The organism is Barnesiella intestinihominis YIT 11860 (assembly GCF_000296465.1).
In the GTDB taxonomy this organism is placed as follows: domain Bacteria; phylum Bacteroidota; class Bacteroidia; order Bacteroidales; family Barnesiellaceae; genus Barnesiella; species Barnesiella intestinihominis.
The window spans coordinates 1067784-1088263 of record NZ_JH815203.1 but is presented as its reverse complement, the minus strand read 5'-3'; the positions used below and the strand labels follow the sequence as shown (position 1 = coordinate 1088263).

Genomic DNA, 20480 nt, shown 5'->3' with positions numbered 1-20480 from the left:
TGTTTCTGTCTTTGGTTTACGCTATTTTTGTAGTTCATTTATATCGGGGTTTTCCCCGTAGAAATTTTATAGAATAAGATTATCAAATATGATGGCAAAACCTTGTATCCCGAAGGGTACGCGAGATTTCTCTGTGGAAGAGATGGCGAAGCGTAATTATATATTCAATACGATAAAGCATGTTTTCGGCCTTTATGGATTCCGTCAAATCGAGACTCCGGCGATGGAGACTTTACAGATCTTGATGGGAAAGTATGGAGAAGAGGGGGATAAACTTTTGTTTAAAGTCCTTAATTCGGGAGACTTTCTTTCCGATGTTACCGAGACCGATTTAGAGGAGCGTAATCTCAACCGCTTGTCTTGCCGGTTATGTGAGAAAGGGTTACGATATGATTTGACGGTTCCTTTCGCCCGTTTCGTCGTGATGCACCGTAATGAACTGACGTTTCCATTCAAACGTTATCAGATACAGCCCGTGTGGCGAGCCGACCGTCCGCAAAAGGGACGCTATCGTGAATTTTACCAATGCGATGCCGATGTCGTAGGTTCCGATTCATTATTGAACGAGGTGGAACTCATTCAAATGATAGACGAGGTTTTCGCCCGTTTCGGAATACGGGTCGCTATTAAATTGAACAATCGGAAGATATTGAGCGGGATAGCCGAGTGGATAGGTGCTCCCGATAAGATAGTCGATATTACGGTCGCTATCGATAAGCTCGATAAGATAGGATTGGATAAGGTGAATGACGAATTACGGGAAAAGGGTTTGTCCGAAGATGCCATCGCCCGATTGCAACCAGTGATTCTGTTGCAGGGAAGCAACGAAGAAAAGTTACAAGTGCTGCGTAGAGAATTATCTGCCTCGGAAGTGGGATTGAAAGGTATAGACGAGTTGGAATATATTTTACGAAAACTATCCGCTTCGTCTCTGCGAGCATCGCTTGAAATCGATTTGACTTTGGCTCGCGGACTGAATTATTATACGGGAGCTATTCTCGAAGTAAAGGCTCTCGATGTGCAAATTGGAAGCATTACAGGGGGAGGCCGTTATGATAATTTGACGGGAGTGTTCGGCTTGACGGGAGTTTCCGGTGTCGGTATTTCTTTCGGGGCCGATCGTATTTTCGATGTACTCAATCAACTCGATTTATACCCGAAGGAGTCGATGGAATCGACACAAGTTCTGTTCGTTAATTTCGGAGAGCGGGAATGCGAGGTTTGTCTGTCTCATTTAGCCCGGTTAAGAGCTGCCGGTATACGGGCCGAAATTTATCCCGAAGCCGCTAAGATGAAGAAGCAGATGGGATATGCCGATTCCACAGGCGTGGAGTATGTCGCTTTGGTCGGTGAAAATGAAATTGCAGCAGAAAAAATCACTTTGAAAAATATGACTACGGGCGAACAGTCCCTGTTTACCATCGATGAGGTGATAGCTCTGTTCGCATAGCGGTTTCTTTATAAAATAGGTATCAATAGAATAATAGAATAGATGAAATCTGAGGTAGAATATTCCGGGCTTAGCGAATCGGAAGTATTGGCCAGTCGGGAACGGTATGGAGAAAATATATTGACTCCTCCGGCTCGTACGCCTATGTGGAAATTGTTTTTGGAAAAGTTTTCCGATCCGATTATTCGAATCCTTTTAATCGCATTACTGCTTTCTGTCGCTGTTGCGGTTTATCATATCGCTACGGGCGAGGCCGGCATGTCGGCGTTGTTCGAACCGGCAGGTATCGTTTTGGCTATATTGTTGGCGACGGTTGTCGGCTTTCTTTTCGAAATGAGTGCGGCTAAGAAATTCGATATTCTCAATCAGGTAAACGACGATCTTCCTGTCAAGGTCATACGAGGCGGACATATGTTGGAGATACCCAAACGGGAGATTGTCGTGGGCGACATCGTTATGTTGAATGCCGGAGATGAAATACCTGCCGATGGAATTTTATTGAGTGCTGTATCGGTGCAGGTGAATGAATCTTCTTTAACCGGAGAGCCGATGGCGACTAAAACGACGATAGAAGCCGATTTCGATAAAGAAGCCACATACCCTTCCAATGCCGTGATGAACGGCTCTACGATGTTGGGTGGATACGGTGTCATGCAAGTGACGCAAGTGGGCGATGCGACCGAATATGGTAAGGTATATACCGGTTCTCAGATAGAAAATAATACGCAAACGCCCCTCGATAAGCAGCTAAATACGTTGGCTTCGTTTATTACAAAAGCGAGCTACATTATCGCTGCCGTTATTTTTATAGCTCGAACGGTTATTTACCTGACAGAGCACCCCGTTATCGATTGGTTATTGTTCGGAAGCTATCTGTTATCGACGGCGATGATAGCTGTTACGGTTATCGTCGTGGCTGTCCCCGAAGGATTGCCGATGAGTGTCACGCTCAGTTTGGCGATGAGTATGAAGCGTATGCTGGCGAATAATAATCTGGTTCGTAAAATGCATGCTTGCGAAACGATGGGTGCGGCTTCGGTGATTTGTACCGATAAGACCGGAACTCTCACGCAAAACCAGATGAGAGTGCATGAGGCGGCTTTCGATTATATTCCTGAGTCGGGAGTGGAGGACATTATTTTTGAGAGTATAGCGGCAAACTCGACCGCTCATTTAGATGAGGCTGCCGGCAGTGTGAAAGTGTTGGGCAATCCTACCGAGGGAGCTTTGCTGCTTTGGTTGGCCGACCGGGGAGTCGATTATGCAGCGTTGCGTCGTCATGCAGAGGTGATCGAACAGTTGACATTTTCTACCGAACGTAAGTATATGGCTACGGTAGTTCAGTCTCCGTTATTGAATCACCGGGTGCTTTATGTGAAAGGTGCTCCCGAATATGTGATGAATTTCTGTTCAGATCGGGTTACTTCGTCGGGAAATGTTCCTATGACCGATAGCCGTCCGATGCTGGAAGAAAAGCTGTTGCAATACCAAAATCAAGCCATGCGTACTTTGGGGTTTGCCTATGCTTTGGTCGAGCCCGATGAGGTGTGTTTCATCGCCGGACACTTGGCTCCCCATATCAAATTGACTTTCTTAGGTATCACAGCCATTGCCGACCCGGTTCGTAAGGAAGTGCCTGCGGCAGTTTCCGACTGTTTGAATGCGGGGATAAAAGTGAAGATCGTAACAGGCGATACCCCGGCCACAGCTCGTGAAATAGCTCGCCAGATTTCGTTGTGGACACCCGAAGACGGAGATCGTAATATAATTATAGGTCCCGAATTCGCGGCTCTCGACGATAAAACTTTGTTGGAACGTATCCCCGATTTGAAAGTTATCGCTCGGGCTCGTCCAATGGATAAGGAGCGACTTGTACGTTTGTTGCAATCGCAAGATGAGGTCGTTGCCGTTACCGGAGACGGAACGAACGATGCCCCGGCACTCAATGCTGCGCAGGTGGGGCTTTCGATGGGCGACGGGACATCTGTCGCCAAAGAAGCGAGCGACATTACGATTATCGACAATTCATTCGGTAGTATTACCAAAGCGGTGCTTTGGGGACGCTCGCTGTATCGTAACATACAGAAGTTCATTCTTTTCCAGATGACTATCAATGTGGCCGCATGTTTGATTGTCCTTATCGGTGCTTTTTTAGGAACAGAGTCGCCGTTGACAGTCACTCAGATGCTTTGGGTAAATCTCATTATGGATACCTTCGCTGCTTTGGCATTGGCTTCCTTGCCGCCCGACGAGCGGGTTATGCGGGACAAGCCGCGTCATTTGAACGATAATATCGTTACCCGGCCTATGGCAGGAGGTATCATCGGGACTGGAATTGCTTTTGTGTTGCTCTTGTTCGGGCTGTTGCAATATTTCAAACATGTCGATATTACATCGCTCGCTCAGTTCGATCTGTCGCTTTTCTTTACCCATTTCTTTAACTTTGCGCCAGTTCCCGGAGGGCTTACCCGATATGAACTTACCCTTTTCTTTTCCATATTCGTGTTTTTACAATTTTGGAATATGTTCAATGCGAAGGCTTTTGGAAATGTACAATCCGCTTTTGATCGTTTGGCTTCATGCAAAGGATTTCTGTGGGTCACCCTCATTATTCTAGCCGGGCAGATTTTGATAGTCAGCTTGGGTGGAGCATTGTTCAGTGTGACTCCTTTACAACCGATGGACTGGGTGTATATTTTTGTGGCAACCTCGGCCGTTTTATGGATTGGAGAGATATATCGGTTGATACGGCGATGGATTGCATGAATTGGTGAGTAAAAAAAGTAAGCCAATTTTTTGTGTAGTATAAAATAATCCCTTATCTTTGCACCGCATTTGACAATTGGTCGTGCGATACATAAACATGTTGGCGAGATAGCTCAGTTGGTTAGAGCGCATGATTCATAATCATGAGGTCCCGGGATCATGCCCCGGTCTCGCTACAAAAAGAGTGATGAATTTCATCGCTCTTTTATTTTCATCAAAATGTATTACGTCTATATTCTTTATTCTGTCTCAGTCGATAATTAGTGGAGATTGTCCTTGTATATTCTACTCCCTCTCCTCAGAAACTATCGTTCTTCGGTATCTCCCCTATTTTTGCGCTACAAAAACACAGTGGAGGAGTATGAATTCAACTCTCCCTCTGCTCATCGCAGGTGAGATAGGGGGAGTGTAGGGCGAGGGGGTTAAATATCTGATATAAACGGACTGATTAAGGTGGTGCTTTTCAACCCCTCCGTCACTACGTGCCACCTTCTCTATATGGCTAACGCAACACCCCGTAATGCTACGGGACACGGCAAGGGAGAAGAACAAACATGATATATAGGAAAGTATTAACCTCCTCCTCTGTGTTTTGCATGCAAAATATAGGGGAGGTGGCACGTAGTGACGGAGGGGTTGAATATCTTCAAAAATCTATTCGGCTGCTTTTTTACCGTTTGCTGAGGAGTTCGTAATATGGTTGCTGACAAGAGATTCATTATTAAAATACAAGTCTATCCCCACGAATTTTTTACGGAATTCTTTATCCTCGCACCTATGTAGGCTATATTCATGATATGGCTACACGCCTATTCTGGTTTAATCGGGGATATATTCAACACTTCTTTTACATGATAGACTCCGGCATATTCGGCGGCAAATCCTTCGTTCGATTTCCCGGTATCGATAACTTTTAGTTCGGCATATACCGGAGTATATGGCTCGGAATTGTTGCCGATAGTTTTTTCATATTCCTCTTTCAGTGTTCCCGAATCATCGATGATCCAATATGAGGTGGTGTCGCCTTCTGCGATAAAAGAGCGTACTTCATGTCCGATGACTAATTTCCCTTTTACTGTAAACGTAATAGATGTAGCTGGTTGTATCGGAGTCGCTGGAATGATACTTTTGGGACGTGTATATGTTTTAACCAAATCACCTTTTTTCAAAATCAGACTGTCTTCCGATAGTTTGAAAATTTTTAAAGTATCAGAGAATGAGATTGTTTGGTGATTACCGATGCTTTCTCCCGATAGAATGAGCCGGTTGTCCTCTTGCGTCCAAGATTTATATTGAAGGGTGGCCATATTGATGGACGTTGCTTCTCCGTTTTCTTTCAGACTGAATCCTTGTATCGTATTTGTAGTACCCGGTACTGGTTCAATCCAATCTCCGGTTAAAGTAGTTTTGTCGTGACAGGCTGCACATAAAACAGAGATTGCAATGAAAGGAATAAAATTTTTCTTTTTCATGATAAATCCGTAGTTTAAATGAATATTTAGTAAAGGTAGCAAAAATGTATGATGGATATTGTAAATACTATCGAGGAAAGGGAGACTTTTGAAGGGAAATAGCGTATTTAAAAAATTTTAATATATAAAGACGCAGTATTATATTCTTTTCTCCAATTATTTATTGAAGTCGCATATATAGTAGATTTAAAAAATAGAAATATGAATGCAAAAAAGATGTACTTGTCGGTATTTTTGGGAGTTTTATTATTGTCTTCTTGTAAAACGGCGAGAGATATGGTATCGGAAAATGATATTTGTGGTGAATGGAACGTGGTAGAAATTCAGGGTGAACCGGTTCGAGCTCAATCGAACCCCTTTATCGGATTCGATACGAAGAAAGGGAGAGTATATGGATATAGCGGTTGTAACCGTATAATGGGGAGTCTGGATCTTTCCAGAGACAATAAAATAGAATTGGGTCATATGGCATCCACTCTCATGGCTTGTCCCGATATGGAATTGGAAGGAAAACTTATCGAAGTGTTGTCTACGGTAAAGAACGTTAAACGCGCGGGTAAAAATAAAATTGCCCTGTATGCTTCGGATAAAGAACCTGTCATGTTATTGAGTAAGAGGTTTTCGGTAGTTCCTTTATCTGAATTGGAAGGAGAATGGAATATTGTTAAAGTGTATGGAGATACTTTATCTACCGATTTGGAAGTGCGACCGGGTGTCAAGTTCGATATTGCTGACGGTCGAATAAGTGGAAACTCGGGTTGTAATCGTATAACAGGGGAATTACGGAGTGATGAGACCGTAGAAAATTCTATCTCTTTCCACGGTGTGGCTGCAACTCGTATGATGTGTCCCGATATGGAGACAGAGAAAAACATACTTTCAGCTTTGAATAATGTGAGGACTTATGGCATACTCGAAAATGGGAATTTGGTATTTTTTACTGCTGGCGGTGCAGCGGTATTGGAATTGAAGCGGAATAAATAACTTTAACTATGATGTGAGAGGAGGCTGTTCTTGAATAACATAGAACAGCCTCCTTGTTTTACTACCATTTTGTTTTTTGTTGGGTGATTTCACCGTCCTCCATAGTACATTGTTCGAGACTACCTTCTTTTGCCTGAATGCAGATGTAGAGCATTTTTTCGGTTGATGTGCATCGTATGGAACGATTGCAGGCTGTGGCTACACGGACGATCGATCCCTCGGCAATAGGGAAAGCCGTATCGTTTACTTGAAAGTCGCCGGCGCCACTGAGAATAATATAAATTTCTTCGTTTTGTTTATGGCTGTGAAAGAAAGGTGCGGCTTGGCCGGGCTCTATTGTCCCGAATGAAATTTCGCAACCGGTTGTACCGACAGTGTCTTTGAGGAATTGTTTACCATTGAACTCGGCGAGTTTTCCGACAGATGTGTGGGTAAACTTTTCTCCTGAATTGATTTTTGTGATTTTGTCCATCGTTTTTTCGTTTTAAGTTTACTTCGATTATCGTTAATAACTTTTGTTTTTCAATACAAAGATGGATTTTTGCGAAGCAATTTGCAAGAAGAAACATCGATATTAGTAACTTACATAAATGTAATCATTGCAGGAAATCAGTCATGTAGAAGTTGTTAAATAAATTGAATTTTTTTATGCAGGCTCCGTAGAAAACGCTACATGTAGGTCGAACGATAGATAGTTTTTTCTCTGTGGGTCTATTGGGTTGAGATACAATATTGCATATCGTACTGAAATATATTTGCAAAATTCGGTATACGATAATGTAATACATGTTATATATCGATTCATATTGCTGTCATGTTTTCGTATTCTTTTGCTTTTACTTTTGCAGCGGAAAGAAAAAGGTAAAAATATATGTATAAAAGCGGATTACTGGCGGTTGTTTTAGGTTTTGTTTTTTCGATTCATGCATTGGGGATAACAGCTTCGGCAGGAAGTTTGATTACCGGAGAAGTCAGAGATAAGAAAAGTGGAGAGGCAATTATAGGGGCCACCGTACAAATAGAGAATAGTTCGGTAGCGACAGCTACCGATTTGGACGGAAAGTTTAGTTTGAAAAATATTCCCATAGGAAAGCAGACGATTGTTTGCCGATATTTATCCTATAAGACGGTTCGGGTTCCGGTGAATGTGAAGCAGGGAGAGTCTATCGCGGGTCTTGAAATTGAGATGGAGGAAGACGGGGTCGCCTTGAATGAAGTCGTGGTTTCTACCTATCGCAGGAACGATACGGAGATGTCTTTGTTGGAAGGAATGAAAGCGCAAGTACAGGTAGCGAGTGGTATATCTTCGCAACAGATTGCCAAAACACTCGATCGTGATGCATCGGAAGTGGTGAAACGAGTACCGGGTATATCGGTAATAGACGATCGGTTTGTTGTGGTACGTGGATTGTCACAACGGTATAATAATGTGTGGATCAATGGGAACAGTTCTCCGAGCTTAGAATCTGATAGCCGAGCTTTCTCATTCGATATGTTGCCCAGCTCTCAAATCGAGAATATGATTATTTATAAGTCTCCGGCTCCCGAAATTCCGGCCGATTTTGCCGGTGGATTTATTCGTATCTCTACCAAGAGTTTACCTTTACGTAACTCCATTCAGATTGGTTATACGACAGGATTCAATACCAATACTCAATTTGTAAAAACGCGTCTGAATCCTGGCAATACTACCGATTGGTTGGGGTTCGATTTGAACAAGAGACCTTTGCCGAATGGCATGCCTTCGCACATGGACGTTACCGGCAGCAATCCGGCGGAAGTTACGCGGCTTACACGCTCGTTTAATAACGATTGGCGAGTGAAAAGTTATTATCCGATTCCCGACCAACGTTTATCTCTGACGATTAATCGGCGGTTCGAAACCGAGGGCGGGACAGATATAGGTATGACTACCTATATCAATTATAGTAATACTTATAAAACGATACAGAATATCACGAATGCCCGTTTCGGTATTTATTCTTCTGATGCCGATAAGCCGGTGTATCTCAATGATTATGTCGATAACCAGTATTCCAACGATGTGCGATTGGGTGCAATGCACAATTGGGCATTTATATTTGACGGAAAAAATAAATTGGAATTCCGAAACTTGTTTAATATGTTGGGTAAAAACCGATTGACCGAACGCTCGGGAGAAAGAAATGTGAGCGGTTTGACCTATCGGGAAGAGACGGAGATGTTGTACCAATCGCGTCTGAGCTATTTGGGACAGCTGACCGGTAATCATTTTTTAGATGAGAAGAAGCTCCATTCTCTGGCGTGGAACATGGGATATAGTTATGCTTATAGAACCGAACCCGACCGCCGGATAGTCGTTAATCAGGCGGGAATGAGTGATGGAGTAGACGTGTCGCAGTTAAAAGTAGGCAATGAGAGCATCAAACGTTATTTCCAATCTTTGTCCGACCATGTCTTTTCGGGTAGTGTGGACTACAAGGGAACAGTTCCTATGGGCGAGATACTCTCTACGGTGAAAGGCGGATTGATATCCGAGTATCGTACCCGTAATTATGCACCTCGCGAATTTATCTATCGGTACGAGAATCTCTCTCTTGAAGAACGTGCATATTACCTGTATCTGCCTTATGAAGAAATGATGAGCGAGGATTGGTTGAGTGCCGATAAAGTCTTTATAGACGAGATTACCGATAAGAAAAATGCTTATGAGGCATACAACATATATGGAGCGGGATATGGCGCGATAGAATTGCCGATGGGTAAATTCAATGTTTATGCCGGTTTGAGGCTTGAATACAATCGGTTGAGAATGAAATGGGATAAATCTCAGTCGGCATCGCAAGTGTTGATGACGAGCCGCAATTATACCGATCTCGATTTATTGCCTTCGGTCAATGCTACGTACAATTTTGATGAGCGCAATTTGCTTCGTCTGGCTTATGGACGTTCTTTGAATCGGGCAGAGTTTCGAGAGGTTTCGCCGGCTGTATATTACGATTTCGACCTTTTTAATGAAATAGGCGGGAACGAGAATTTGAAGACGTGTAAGATAGACAACCTCGATTTCCGGTACGAGTTTTACCCGCAACGGGGAGAAGTCATCAGCTTAGGTATTTTCTACAAATATTTCAAGAACCCCATAGAATGGACCTTTATAGATATGGGAGGATCACTGCGATATAATTATGAGAACGCACTTTCGGCACAGAGTTTCGGTGCGGAGATTGAAATTCGCAAGTCTCTCGACTTCTTAGGAATGAGAGGATTAAGTCTTTTACTCAATGCTACTTTGATAAAGAGTAGAGTACGTTTCGACGAATCGGGTATTGTTAGAACCGAAGATAGGGAAATGCAAGGGCAGTCGCCTTATATCGTCAATGCCGGACTTTATTATCAGAATGAAAGGTGGGGATTGATGTCGTCGTTGCTTTACAATCGTTTGGGAAAGCGCATCATCGGCATCGGAAAGTCCAACAGTACTACGAACGATGTGAGCGTGAATATCCCCGATACCTATGAGCTGCCGCGTAATAGTCTCGATTTCACGGTGTCTAAGAAGTTCGGTAAGCTCGTCGAGTTGAAAGCCGGAGTGAAAGATATCATCGGTGAAAAAGTAGTATATAAGCAGTATCCGCAATTTTATGATGCCGAAGGAAAGTTACAGAAACGCGAACAGACTACGAAGTCGTATAAACCGGGACGTTCGGTGAGCGTAGGTATCACATTCAGTTTTTAATCCTTTTCTATAATACTAATCAAACAGAAAAATCAAATGAAAAAACTATTCAAAACAATTGCTTTTGTATGCTTGGCGACAATGGCGGTAGTAAGTTGTGACGAGAACAATGATAATCCCATTCCGAGTGGAGAGACTTTCGATTTGGGAGACGGTTCGAATGCTTACGAGATTTCGTCCAATATGACTTTGACCTATCCGAACACCTATAATTTGAGAGGGTTCGTTTATGTTACCGAAGGGGCTACACTCACTATCGAGCCGGGTGTAGTTATTAAAGGAGAGAAAGAGTCTAAGGCTACGTTGATTGTGGAGCGCGGAGGCAAACTCATTGCCGAGGGTACAAGCGAACGACCCATTGTATTTACATCGGCGCAGGATCCGGGTAAACGTAAGCCCGGTGACTGGGGCGGTATTATCCTTTTGGGTAAAGCCAAAAACAACATGGGAGAACAGACTATCGAAGGCGGTGTCAGAAGTAAACATGGAGGTAACGACGATACCGATAACTCCGGTGTATTGAAATATGTGCGTTGCGAATTTGCCGGTATCGAATATTCGACTGATAATGAAATCAATGCCATTACGTTTGGTTCGGTGGGTAGCGGAACGACAGTCGATTATGTACAAGTTTCTTACTCGGGAGACGATTCTTACGAATGGTTCGGCGGTTCGGTAAATTGTAAACACTTGGTAGCGTTGGGAACTTGGGACGACGACTTCGATACGGATAACGGATTTTCTGGTAAATTGCAGTTTTTGGCTGCTTTGCGGAATCCGAAGATTGGGGATAAATCGGCATCCAACGGCTTCGAATCCGATAATTGTGCCGACGCTGCGACCGTTGAACCTTATACTTCCTGCGTGTTTGCAAACGTATCGATGTTCGGTCCGGTACTCGATCCGACGAATTATACTAATGAGGCTGGCGTAAATGGAAGTCTTACTGATGCTCGTTTTCAGGCTGCTATGCATTTGCGCCGCAATACACAGTTGAGAGTGTTTAATTCTGTATTTGCCGGATTCCCCATTGGATTAATCATCGAGAATGATAAAAACTCAAAGACTCAGACTCATGCCACCGAGGGGAAATTGGTCGTTTCGAATTGTGTGTTCGCCGGTATGGTTAAGAATTATCAAGATGCACAATATTGGGCGAATGGTACACAGTTCGATCCTTCGGATAACGGAGCTTTTGCAGATAGCTATTTCAATAGAGAAGGAGGCAAGAATATCGCTTATACGGCTATTGACGATTTGAAACTGCAAGGAGACCCTCAGAATTTGACATCGTTCTGCATGGTTCCTTCTCAGGACAGTCCGTTAATAAGTCTGTCCGCCGATTGGAGCCATTCTCTGGTTTCTTCCGGTTTTGAACAAGTGGCCTATATAGGTGCGTTCGGACCCACAGAGACCGCTGCTAATAATTGGACGACCGGTTGGACAAATATGGATCCGCAGAATACGGTCTATTGATAAAAGATTATCGATCTAATACTATTATGAGGATATTCCCGTTTATAAGGAGTATCCTCTTTTATTAATCATATATATTTATTTTTATGAATCAGGCTCGGTTTCGTATAGTTTCACCCCCATTTTTTTGATTTGTGTTTTAATGTCCAGCGGCATATTGTTGTCGGTGACGATTGCACTCAATTTAGAAACGGGGGCGATAAAGGCAAAACTTTTTTTATTGACTTTTGATGAATCGAAAATGGCGATAGTTTCTTTTACCATTGTAATCATCGTTTGATTGATATTTGCTTCTTCTATGTTGGGAGTAGAAACTCCTCGTTCCAAATTAAAACTGTCCACACCCAGAAATAATTTGTCGCAATAAAATATTTTGAGCGTGTTCTCGGCTATGGGACCGACCGTAGAGAGACTTGAATCTCTTAAATGACCGCCCAGTAAAATGACATTGAACCGTTTGTATTTACTTAATTCTATGGCTATGTCTATGGCATTTGTAATGATGGTTAATTGTTTGAACGAGTGCAGGTTTTTAGCAATTTCCATCGTTGTACTGCCCGAATCGAGAATGATGGTTTCGTTTTCTTGTATCAGTGTAGCCGCCATGCGCCCGATACTTCGTTTTTCTCGATAATGAAATCTTTTTTTCTCAGTCGTAGCTTGTTCTTCTGCAATGTTTAATTTCGGTAAACGTATTGCTCCCCCTCTGACTCGTATCAATAAATTCCTGTTTTCAAGCTCTTCTAAATCTTTTCTGATAGTAACTTCCGATATATTAAACATTTGGCTAAGGGAAGATACCAATATTTTGGGACTGCTTTTTAGAAGTTGTAGGATTTGCGCTCGGCGCTCTTTGGCTGAATAGTATGTTTCCATTGTTGCGTAGTTTAATGATAAGGTTTTGGGATAAAAATATTTCGAATCGAAAGTGCTTGTGCTTAATTTTAAACTTATACCAAATTATTTTATTACTAAGGTAGATTGTTTTTTTAGAATACACCATAATTTAATAAATATTATATCGGCAAATCTTTGTTTTATAATGTATTTTAACAATCGAAACATTTCGAAATATTTTTATTTTTATATAAATTATTGATAATCTTTTGTTTATAGATTTTTATAAAGTATTATTTAGATATTTGTTGATATAATATTTCGAATCGAAAGTTCCGCTTGTCTATATTTGTAATAGAGAAATAGGACAAGAAGAGTGATAATAGAGTTCTCAATTTATTTTAACACAGTACTTTATGGATTTAAGCGATCATAAAACGGCTACATATTGTGAAATTATGCAGCAACCCGATGTTTGGTTGAAGGCGTATGATTTGGTTTGCAGAAATGAAGCCGCGATACAAACTTTCATTTCGAACAACCATATCGGAAAGGATGCCGAAATTATCTTGGCGGGTGCTGGAACGTCGGCCTTTATCGGAAATGCATTAGCTGGGATTTTTGTGGAAAAAGGCTATTCTCAATGTCGAGCCGTAGCGACGACCGATATTATTACTTATCCCGAAAGTTGTTTACCTACCGGGAAACCTGTCGTCCTCATTTCTTTTGCCCGTTCGGGAAACAGCCCTGAGAGTTTAGCGGCCGTACATATTGCCGATAAATATTGTAAGAAAGTATTTCATATTATCATAACCTGTAATGAAACGGGCGATTTAGCGAGAGAGAGTTCTCGGGATAATGTGTTGCTGGTGTTACTTCCACCGGAAACAAACGACAAAGGATTGGCTATGACCAGCAGTTTTACGACTATGGCGTTGGTCTCTATTTTGATTTTCAATATAGAGCAGTTGCCGGAGCAAAAAAGTAAAATAGAGGCGATAGTAACTTTTGCACGGGATATTTTGAAGAACGGTGAAAAATCGCTTTCCGAGATTGCTGCGCGAAAATTCGGTAGGGCTGTATTTTTAGGCTCCGGCGCATTGAAGGGAATAGCGGAAGAGTGTCATTTGAAATTACAAGAGCTGACCGATGGATTGGTCGTTTGCAAGTTCGATTCGTTTCTTGGATTCCGTCATGGCCCCAAAGCTGTAATCAATAAAGATACCGTGCTCGTATATCTTTGTTCAGATGATGAAAAAGTGTTTCATTACGAGCGTGATCTGATACGCCAAATTAACGAAAATAATAAAGTCGTAGCTCAAATAGCGGTCTCGCCTTCGGGGATAGTCATACCGGGGGTGAATCTCGATTGTGTCGTTGCAGCGACAAATCCCGGAGAATTGCAAAAAAATGAATATGCCTGTATCCCCTATGTTTTGGTGGGGCAATTGTTAGGCTATTTCAAATCGGAGAATTTGGGATTGAATCCCGATGAACCTTCGGTTTCGGGAAATATATCCCGTGTAGTGGAAGGTGTGAAAATCTATGACCTTTAAATCGAACGACATGAAAACGACACAACCGAAAACTGAATATATCCTGAGGAGGATTGCCGAACTGAAAGAAACGCAACATATATCCCGCACGTTGTTGGCCGTGTGCCCCAATTCGATGGCGGTCATTAAAGCGGCATTCCGTTCGGCTAAGCGAAATAATGCGCCTATAAAATTTGCGGCGACACTTAATCAAGTCGATTGCGACGGAGGATATACCGGAATGACTCAATCGGTTTTTACCGATGTGTTGCGTATGGAGTCTCGGGCAGTCGATTACACGGGGCCCTATATCGTGGCCGTGGATCACGGAGGACCGTGGTTGAAAGATATACAGTCCATTGAGAAATGGGATACCGATAGAGCTATGGCTGCGGTTAAGAAATCGTTCGAAGCTGCGGTTGCTGCCGGTTACGATTTGATACATGTCGATCCGACTGTCGATATTCATGTTCCCAAAGGGGAAATCATAGATATACATCTGGTGGCTAAACGTACGGTGGAGTTGATTGAACATACCGAAACATTCCGCCGGTCTAACGGTTTTCCTCCGGTTTCGTATGAAGTGGGGACAGAAGAAGTTCATGGCGGTTTGGCCGATGAGAGTGTGTTCGATACGTTTATCGTCGAGTTGAAAGCCGGATTGAAGGCTTGCGGTTTGGCCGATGTATGGCCTTGCTTCATTGTCGGTAAAGTGGGAACCGATTTGCATACGGTTACTTTCGATAAGGAGGTAGCGCGTAAATTGACCGCTAAGGTGGCGAAGTTCGGGAGCTACATCAAGGGGCACTATACCGACGGGGTTTTGAATCCCGAAGATTATCCGTCGTGTGGAATGGGAGCTGCCAATGTAGGGCCTGAGTTTACAATCAGTGAATATGATGCGTTGATGGAACTCGAAGGAATAGAGAAGCGACTTCATGCGGAGGGAAGAGTCGCTGTTTGTTCCGATATGAAAAATGTGCTTTGGAAACTTGTCGATGAATCGAATCGTTGGCGCAAATGGTTGCTCGAATCGGAAAAAGGCCATCATTTCAATGAGCTTTCCGAAGAGAGAAAATTATGGTTAGTGCGGACAAGTTGCCGTTATATCTGGCAAAAACCGGAGGCGATAGTAGCTCGCAATCAACTTTATGAAAACTTGAATCGGAATGGTTATGAGTCCGAAGATATTGTTTTGATGCGCATCGAACACGATATGGATAAGTATTTCAATGCGTTCAATTTGGTAAACCTTAATGATTATCTGCTATGAAACCGTACGATATTTTGGCTATCGGGGAGTTGAATGTCGATTTGATTCTGAATAATATCGACGGAGAGCCCGAAGTCGGGAAAGAGAAATTTGCTGGGGATATGATTCTTACGTTGGGAAGCTCTACTGCTATTTTTGCCGCCAATGCCGCAGCGTTGGGTGCAAAAGTGGGCTTTGTAGGAATGATAGGGCAAGACACTCTCGGTAATCTGATAAGAGAGAGCCTCGAAGCCAAAGGAGTGGATACCTCCATGTTGATAGAAACCGATGAACACTCTTCGGGGGCGACGATTGTACTGAATTATGGCGAAGACCGTGCTATGGTAACTTATCAGGGTGCGATGGCGGTCATGTCGTTTGCCGATATAGACAAATCGGTATTTGAGAAATGTCGTCATATCCATATATCTTCCATATTCCTACAACCGGCGTTAAAAGCCGATTTGGAAAAAATACTCGATTACGCTCGTGTACAAGGCGTGACGACTTCGCTCGATACGCAATGGGACCCGACAGAAATCTGGGATTTCGATTATACCCGCATTTTACCGTTGGTTTCGGTGTTTTTGCCGAATGAAAAAGAACTTATGTTATTGACCTCTTCCGAAACGATCGATGAAGCTGTCGGGAAAATAAAACCTTATGTCAATACAGCAATTATAAAAATGGGGAGTAAAGGATCTCTGTTGGTTCGTCGGGGAGAAGAACCGGCATTTCTGCCTTCGTTCTTGAATACGGAAGTCGTGGATGCAATCGGCGCCGGCGATAGTTTCAATGCCGGGTGTATTTCGCGATTTGTCAAAGGCGAGACTTTGGAAGATTGTCAGCGATTCGGGAATCTCACAGGCGCCATCAACACGACTGCGGCAGGAGGAACGGGAGCTTTTGCCGATAAAAAGACCATCGAGGAGATAGCACGGAATAGGTTTAATCAGCACATCACATTATAACAGAATATGAAAGTTCAGGAAAAACTTAAACAGTTTCAGCTTGAAAGGAAAGCCATTCTGGCGACCAATTTTTACAACTACGAGACCTTGAAAGGCATACTCGAAGCCGCATCGCGAGTGCAGGCGCCTGTTATGTTACAATTGACGAAGAGCTCGATCGATTATATGGGATTGAAGCGGGCGGTTGTATTGGCGCGTCAGGGACTCGAAGACTACCGGCTTGACGGTTGCATACACTTGGATCATGGAGGTTCTGTCGAGTTGGTGCAACGTTGCCTCGATGCCGGATTCGAGTCGGTAATGATCGATGCCAGCGAAAAGAGTATGGAGGAGAATATCGAAACGACTTGTAAGGTCGTAGAGATGGCTCGACCGTACGGGGCTAATGTGGAGGCCGAATTGGGCTATGTGCCTAAGTTGGGACAAATGCAAGATTCGTCCGGTTTTACGACTGTGGAAGATGCCGTTCGGTTCGTCCGGGCTACACAGGTGGATGCTTTGGCTGTGGCTATTGGGTCGGCTCATGGATTTTATAAATCGACACCTCGTCTCGATATCGACCGTTTGGCCGAGATACATGCCGCAACCGATGTGGTTTTGGTTTTGCACGGGAGTTCGGGTATTCCTCACGATATGGTTCGGGAGGCTATTCGCAACGGTATAGCCAAAGTCAATTTGGCGACAGAGATAAAAGACACGTTTATGCGGGCATTGAAACAAACCTTGCAGAATAGCGATGAAATCGATTTGCGAAAAGTATTCCCTAAGGCGACCGATTCTGTGGTAGAACTATTGTGCGATAAATATAAAATGGTGGGAAGCGCCGCCGAATGACGATAAGAATTATTACGAACTTAATCTTGGTATATGAAACACTGTTATCTGTTTTTAGTCGCTTTGCTTTTTGTTTCGACCGGGTATGGACAGGAGAATATACTGTTGGAAGAGTATATGCCGAAATCTATTTATAAAATACCCGAAACGAAGGTCGAGAAAGCGAAATATCCGGTTATCGATGCACACTCTCACGATTACCCTTCTTCACTCGAAGAGGTTGCTCAGTGGGTGAAAACTATGGATAGGAAAGGCATCGAGAAAACAGTTGTATTGACTGGATATACCGGGGCTTCTTTCGATTCCATCGTAGAAGTTTATGCTCCTTATAAGGACCGGTTCGATTTGTGGTGTGGCCTCGACCTGTCGGATTACGGAAAGTCTTCGTTTGTAAAAACAGCCGTTGAGGAATTGAAGCGTTGCCACAAAATGGGAGCTAAGGGTGTCGGAGAGGTAACCGATAAAGGATTGGGCGTATATGTCGCATTTCAGACGAATATGGCCGAAGGAATCCATTTGAACGACCCTTTGATGTCGCCGATTTATGAAACTTGTGCAGAGTTGGGGATGCCATTGAATATCCATGTAGCAGAGCCTTATTGGATGTATCTGCCCGATGATAAATATAACGATGGGCTAATGAATGGGAAGAAATGGAAAATCGATATGTCCATACCCGGCATGCAATCCCACGAACAGTTGATTGCGCAATTTTCAGAGGCCGTTAAGAATCACCCGAACACGTTGTTTGTCGCCTGCCATTTCATCAATTGCAGTTATGATCTTTCTATCGTGGGGAGGTTACTCGACGAGTATTCCAATTTATATGTCGATATGTCGGCCCGTTTCGGAGAGACGGCAAGTATTCCTCGCTACATGAAGAAATTTTATACTCGTTACGCCGATCGCATTTTATATGGGACCGATAACGGTATGTCTGCCGAAATGTATGAAACGACATTTCGGATTCTCGAAACCGACGACGAACACTTTTATGTTCCCGATTATTACTATCACTGGTATTATTCGGGTTTTGACCTTCCCGATGAAGTCTTGCGAAAAATCTACCGGGAAAATTTCATTCGAATTATGAAATAATTTAAGAAAAGAAACCATGAAACACATCGATAAATACACGATTATTTCAATACTGTCCTCGTTTTTACTGTTTTCTTGCAGCGAAGGTCTCGAAATAAAAAGCGGTTCGATGATTCTGTCTGTGGATAAGGATATGCACATGACGGTCGAGTTAACCGGAAATGATGCTCCTTTGACCGAAAAAAGCCAGACTGAATATATAGAGCTGGAAGAGGGGACGGTATCTGATTTTAAATTAAAAAGCCGGGATACCCGGGTAGTTGGGGATACTACTGTCTATACGTTGATTGGAGAGGCTTCGATGCCTTTCGGTGGTACTATCAAAAAAATACAAACGATTAGTGTGGATCGTCGTTTCCCCGGTATGGCCGTTACCGAAGTAAAATATGTGAATGAATCGTCTCGCGATTTGCATGTAGTGAAGTGGGTAAACCATGCGTTCCGGGTGATCGATAACGAAGATACTCCGGCGTTCTGGTCTTTTCAAGGTCAGTCTACCATAGAACGAGCCGATTGGATTCTCCCAGTCGACTCTACCTTCTATCAACGTAACTATATGGGAATGAACGATTCGGATTACGGTGGAGGTATTCCTGTAACTTGTTTGTGGCGTAGAGATCAAGGTATTGCCGTGGGACATGTAGAACTTTCTCCCCGGTTGGTCTCGTTTCCGGTGAAGAAATCGAAATACGATAACTATGCAGAGGTTGCGGTCGAAAGTGCGGGAGAATCGGTCGTGGCATTTACACAGGGCGATACGATTTCTACGGTGCGGACATTCGTATCGGTATATGAAGGAGATTGCTTTGCTCCGCTTCGACAGTTTTCAGAATATATGCAGGTTTCCGGGTTGGTAATGCCCGAATCGGAACCGGCCGCATTCGAGCCCATGTGGTGTGCGTGGGGATATGAACGAGAAGCCACTTTTGCCGAAATCTTAGGGACTTTGCCTAAGGTGAAAGAATTGGGCATCAAATGGGCGACTGTCGATGACGGTTACCAAATTGCCGAAGGAGACTGGGAGCTCGATACCAAACGTTTCCCCGGTGGCGATAGGGATATGGTCGATTTGGTGAAAAAGATGAAGGCCTATGGTTTGAAAGTTCAACTTTGGTGGGCTCCGCTGGCTGCCGACCCGGGTACGAAAGTACTGAAAGAAAATCCCGATTTTATTACGCTTTCCAAGCAACAGACCCCGCATTATATTACTTGGTGGGACAGTTATTACCTTTCCCCTGTCGATTCGGGCGTGGTGTCGTATAGTCGAGATCTGGTGGATCGATTTATGAAAAAATACGACTTCGACGGATTGAAACTCGATGGTCAGCATTTGAATAGCGTGCATCCCGATTATAATTGGAAGCATCACCCCGAATGTCCCCAATATTCTTATGAGCAGTTACCCGGATTCTTCAAGATGATATATGACGAATCTCGGTCAATCAATCCGCATGCGGTTATTCAAAACTGTCCCTGCGGCTGCTGTATGTCTTTTTATAATTTGCCTTATACCAACCAAACGGTAGCCTCCGACCCGACCAGTAGCTGGCAAGTACGTTTGAAAGGATATGTCTATAAAGCATTGGTTCCTCGAACGGCCTATTTCGGCGATCATGTCGAATTGAGCGATAATGGCGATGACTTTGCTTCGTCGTTCGGTATTGGAGCCGTATTGGGAACCAAATTTACTTGGCCCAAGAATAATCCTAAGGTAAAAGCCGATTATCGATTGACTCCTGAGAAGGAGGTTATCTGGAAGAAATGGTTCTCGCTGTATAACGAGAAGATGCTTTCGACAGGAGAATATGTAAATGGCTTGTATGATATAGGCTATTCTCGTCCCGAAGCTCATGTCATTCGTAAGGACGGCACGTTGTATTACGCTTTTTATGCTTCGTCGTTCGATGGTGATATCCTTGTGAAAGGTCTGGAAGAAGGTAAAAAGTATGAACTGTATGATTACTTCAATGAAGTTTCGTTGGGTGAGGTTGAGGGTCCTGAGGCTCGATTGCATTGCAAGTTTGAGAGAGCGCTTTTGTTCCAAGCGAACGAAGTGAAAAAGTGAAAGTCCAAATTTCTCTATATAA

Annotated in this window: 14 protein-coding genes and 1 tRNA gene; 12 read left to right on the top strand and 3 right to left on the bottom strand. The window is 43.3% G+C overall.

Going from position 1 to position 20480, the window contains the following annotated elements:
* The first annotated feature begins 91 nt into the window (after positions 1 to 91).
* The 3 genes from hisS to HMPREF9448_RS04340 all read left to right on the top strand — a co-directional run bounded on the left by hisS (position 92) and on the right by HMPREF9448_RS04340 (position 4392).
* Entirely contained in the window at positions 92 to 1450 is a 1359-nt protein-coding gene (hisS, locus tag HMPREF9448_RS04350) for a histidine--tRNA ligase (protein WP_040295967.1), read from the top strand.
* A 42-nt stretch (positions 1451 to 1492) separates the two neighbouring features.
* Positions 1493 to 4216, top strand: coding sequence for a calcium-translocating P-type ATPase, PMCA-type (locus tag HMPREF9448_RS04345; protein ID WP_008861380.1), 2724 nt, complete (start codon positions 1493 to 1495; stop codon positions 4214 to 4216).
* A gap of 102 nt (positions 4217 to 4318) precedes the next feature.
* A tRNA-Met gene (locus HMPREF9448_RS04340) sits at positions 4319 to 4392 on the top strand.
* A gap of 633 nt (positions 4393 to 5025) precedes the next feature.
* Here the strand turns inward: HMPREF9448_RS04340 and HMPREF9448_RS04335 are convergent.
* Complete coding sequence (locus HMPREF9448_RS04335; protein ID WP_008861379.1) at positions 5026 to 5688, bottom strand: lipocalin-like domain-containing protein; 663 nt, start codon at positions 5686 to 5688, stop codon at positions 5026 to 5028.
* Between the two features lie 201 nt (positions 5689 to 5889).
* Here HMPREF9448_RS04335 and HMPREF9448_RS04330 point away from each other — a divergent pair, with 201 nt between their 5' ends.
* Positions 5890 to 6672 carry an META domain-containing protein gene (locus HMPREF9448_RS04330; protein ID WP_008861378.1) on the top strand — a complete coding sequence of 261 codons (783 nt, stop codon included), beginning with the start codon at positions 5890 to 5892 and terminating at the stop codon, positions 6670 to 6672.
* A gap of 61 nt (positions 6673 to 6733) precedes the next feature.
* Here the strand turns inward: HMPREF9448_RS04330 and HMPREF9448_RS04325 are convergent, their stop codons facing one another.
* Positions 6734 to 7144 (bottom strand): cupin domain-containing protein, encoded by a 411-nt coding sequence (locus HMPREF9448_RS04325; protein ID WP_008861377.1) that lies wholly within the window; start codon positions 7142 to 7144, stop codon positions 6734 to 6736.
* 399 nt (positions 7145 to 7543) lie between these two features.
* On the opposite strand from HMPREF9448_RS04325, the gene HMPREF9448_RS04320 reads away from it, so the two are divergent.
* Both HMPREF9448_RS04320 and HMPREF9448_RS04315 read left to right on the top strand, forming a co-directional pair.
* A complete protein-coding gene (locus HMPREF9448_RS04320; protein WP_008861376.1) occupies positions 7544 to 10390 on the top strand; it encodes a TonB-dependent receptor in 2847 nt (948 codons plus the stop codon).
* A gap of 36 nt (positions 10391 to 10426) precedes the next feature.
* Positions 10427 to 11866: a hypothetical protein gene (locus tag HMPREF9448_RS04315; protein ID WP_008861375.1), complete on the top strand. Its 1440-nt coding sequence runs from the start codon at positions 10427 to 10429 to the stop codon at positions 11864 to 11866.
* A gap of 84 nt (positions 11867 to 11950) precedes the next feature.
* On the opposite strand, the gene HMPREF9448_RS04310 is transcribed toward HMPREF9448_RS04315, so the two are convergent.
* The gene (locus tag HMPREF9448_RS04310; RefSeq protein ID WP_008861374.1) at positions 11951 to 12742 is read right to left on the bottom strand and encodes a DeoR/GlpR family DNA-binding transcription regulator; all 792 of its coding nucleotides are present in this window, start codon (positions 12740 to 12742) and stop codon (positions 11951 to 11953) included.
* Positions 12743 to 13119: 377 nt separating this feature from the next.
* On the opposite strand from HMPREF9448_RS04310, the gene HMPREF9448_RS04305 reads away from it, so the two are divergent.
* Genes HMPREF9448_RS04305 through HMPREF9448_RS04280 form a run of 6 tightly spaced genes read left to right on the top strand, consistent with a single transcriptional unit; the run spans position 13120 to position 20458 of the window.
* On the top strand, positions 13120 to 14259 hold the full coding sequence (locus HMPREF9448_RS04305; protein WP_008861372.1) for an SIS domain-containing protein: 1140 nt from the start codon (positions 13120 to 13122) through the stop codon (positions 14257 to 14259).
* Positions 14260 to 14269: 10 nt separating this feature from the next.
* The gene (locus HMPREF9448_RS04300; RefSeq protein ID WP_008861371.1) at positions 14270 to 15511 is read left to right on the top strand and encodes a class II D-tagatose-bisphosphate aldolase non-catalytic subunit; all 1242 of its coding nucleotides are present in this window, start codon (positions 14270 to 14272) and stop codon (positions 15509 to 15511) included.
* Entirely contained in the window at positions 15508 to 16461 is a 954-nt protein-coding gene (locus HMPREF9448_RS04295; protein WP_008861370.1) for a carbohydrate kinase family protein, read from the top strand. The genes HMPREF9448_RS04300 and HMPREF9448_RS04295 overlap by 4 nt, the downstream gene beginning before the upstream one ends.
* A 6-nt stretch (positions 16462 to 16467) precedes the next feature.
* The gene (locus tag HMPREF9448_RS04290; protein ID WP_008861369.1) at positions 16468 to 17295 is read left to right on the top strand and encodes a class II fructose-bisphosphate aldolase; all 828 of its coding nucleotides are present in this window, start codon (positions 16468 to 16470) and stop codon (positions 17293 to 17295) included.
* Positions 17296 to 17328: 33 nt separating this feature from the next.
* On the top strand, positions 17329 to 18393 hold the full coding sequence (locus HMPREF9448_RS04285; RefSeq protein WP_008861368.1) for an amidohydrolase family protein: 1065 nt from the start codon (positions 17329 to 17331) through the stop codon (positions 18391 to 18393).
* A 16-nt stretch (positions 18394 to 18409) separates the two neighbouring features.
* Entirely contained in the window at positions 18410 to 20458 is a 2049-nt protein-coding gene (locus HMPREF9448_RS04280; protein ID WP_008861367.1) for a glycoside hydrolase family 36 protein, read from the top strand.
* The last annotated feature ends 22 nt before the right edge of the window (positions 20459 to 20480 follow it).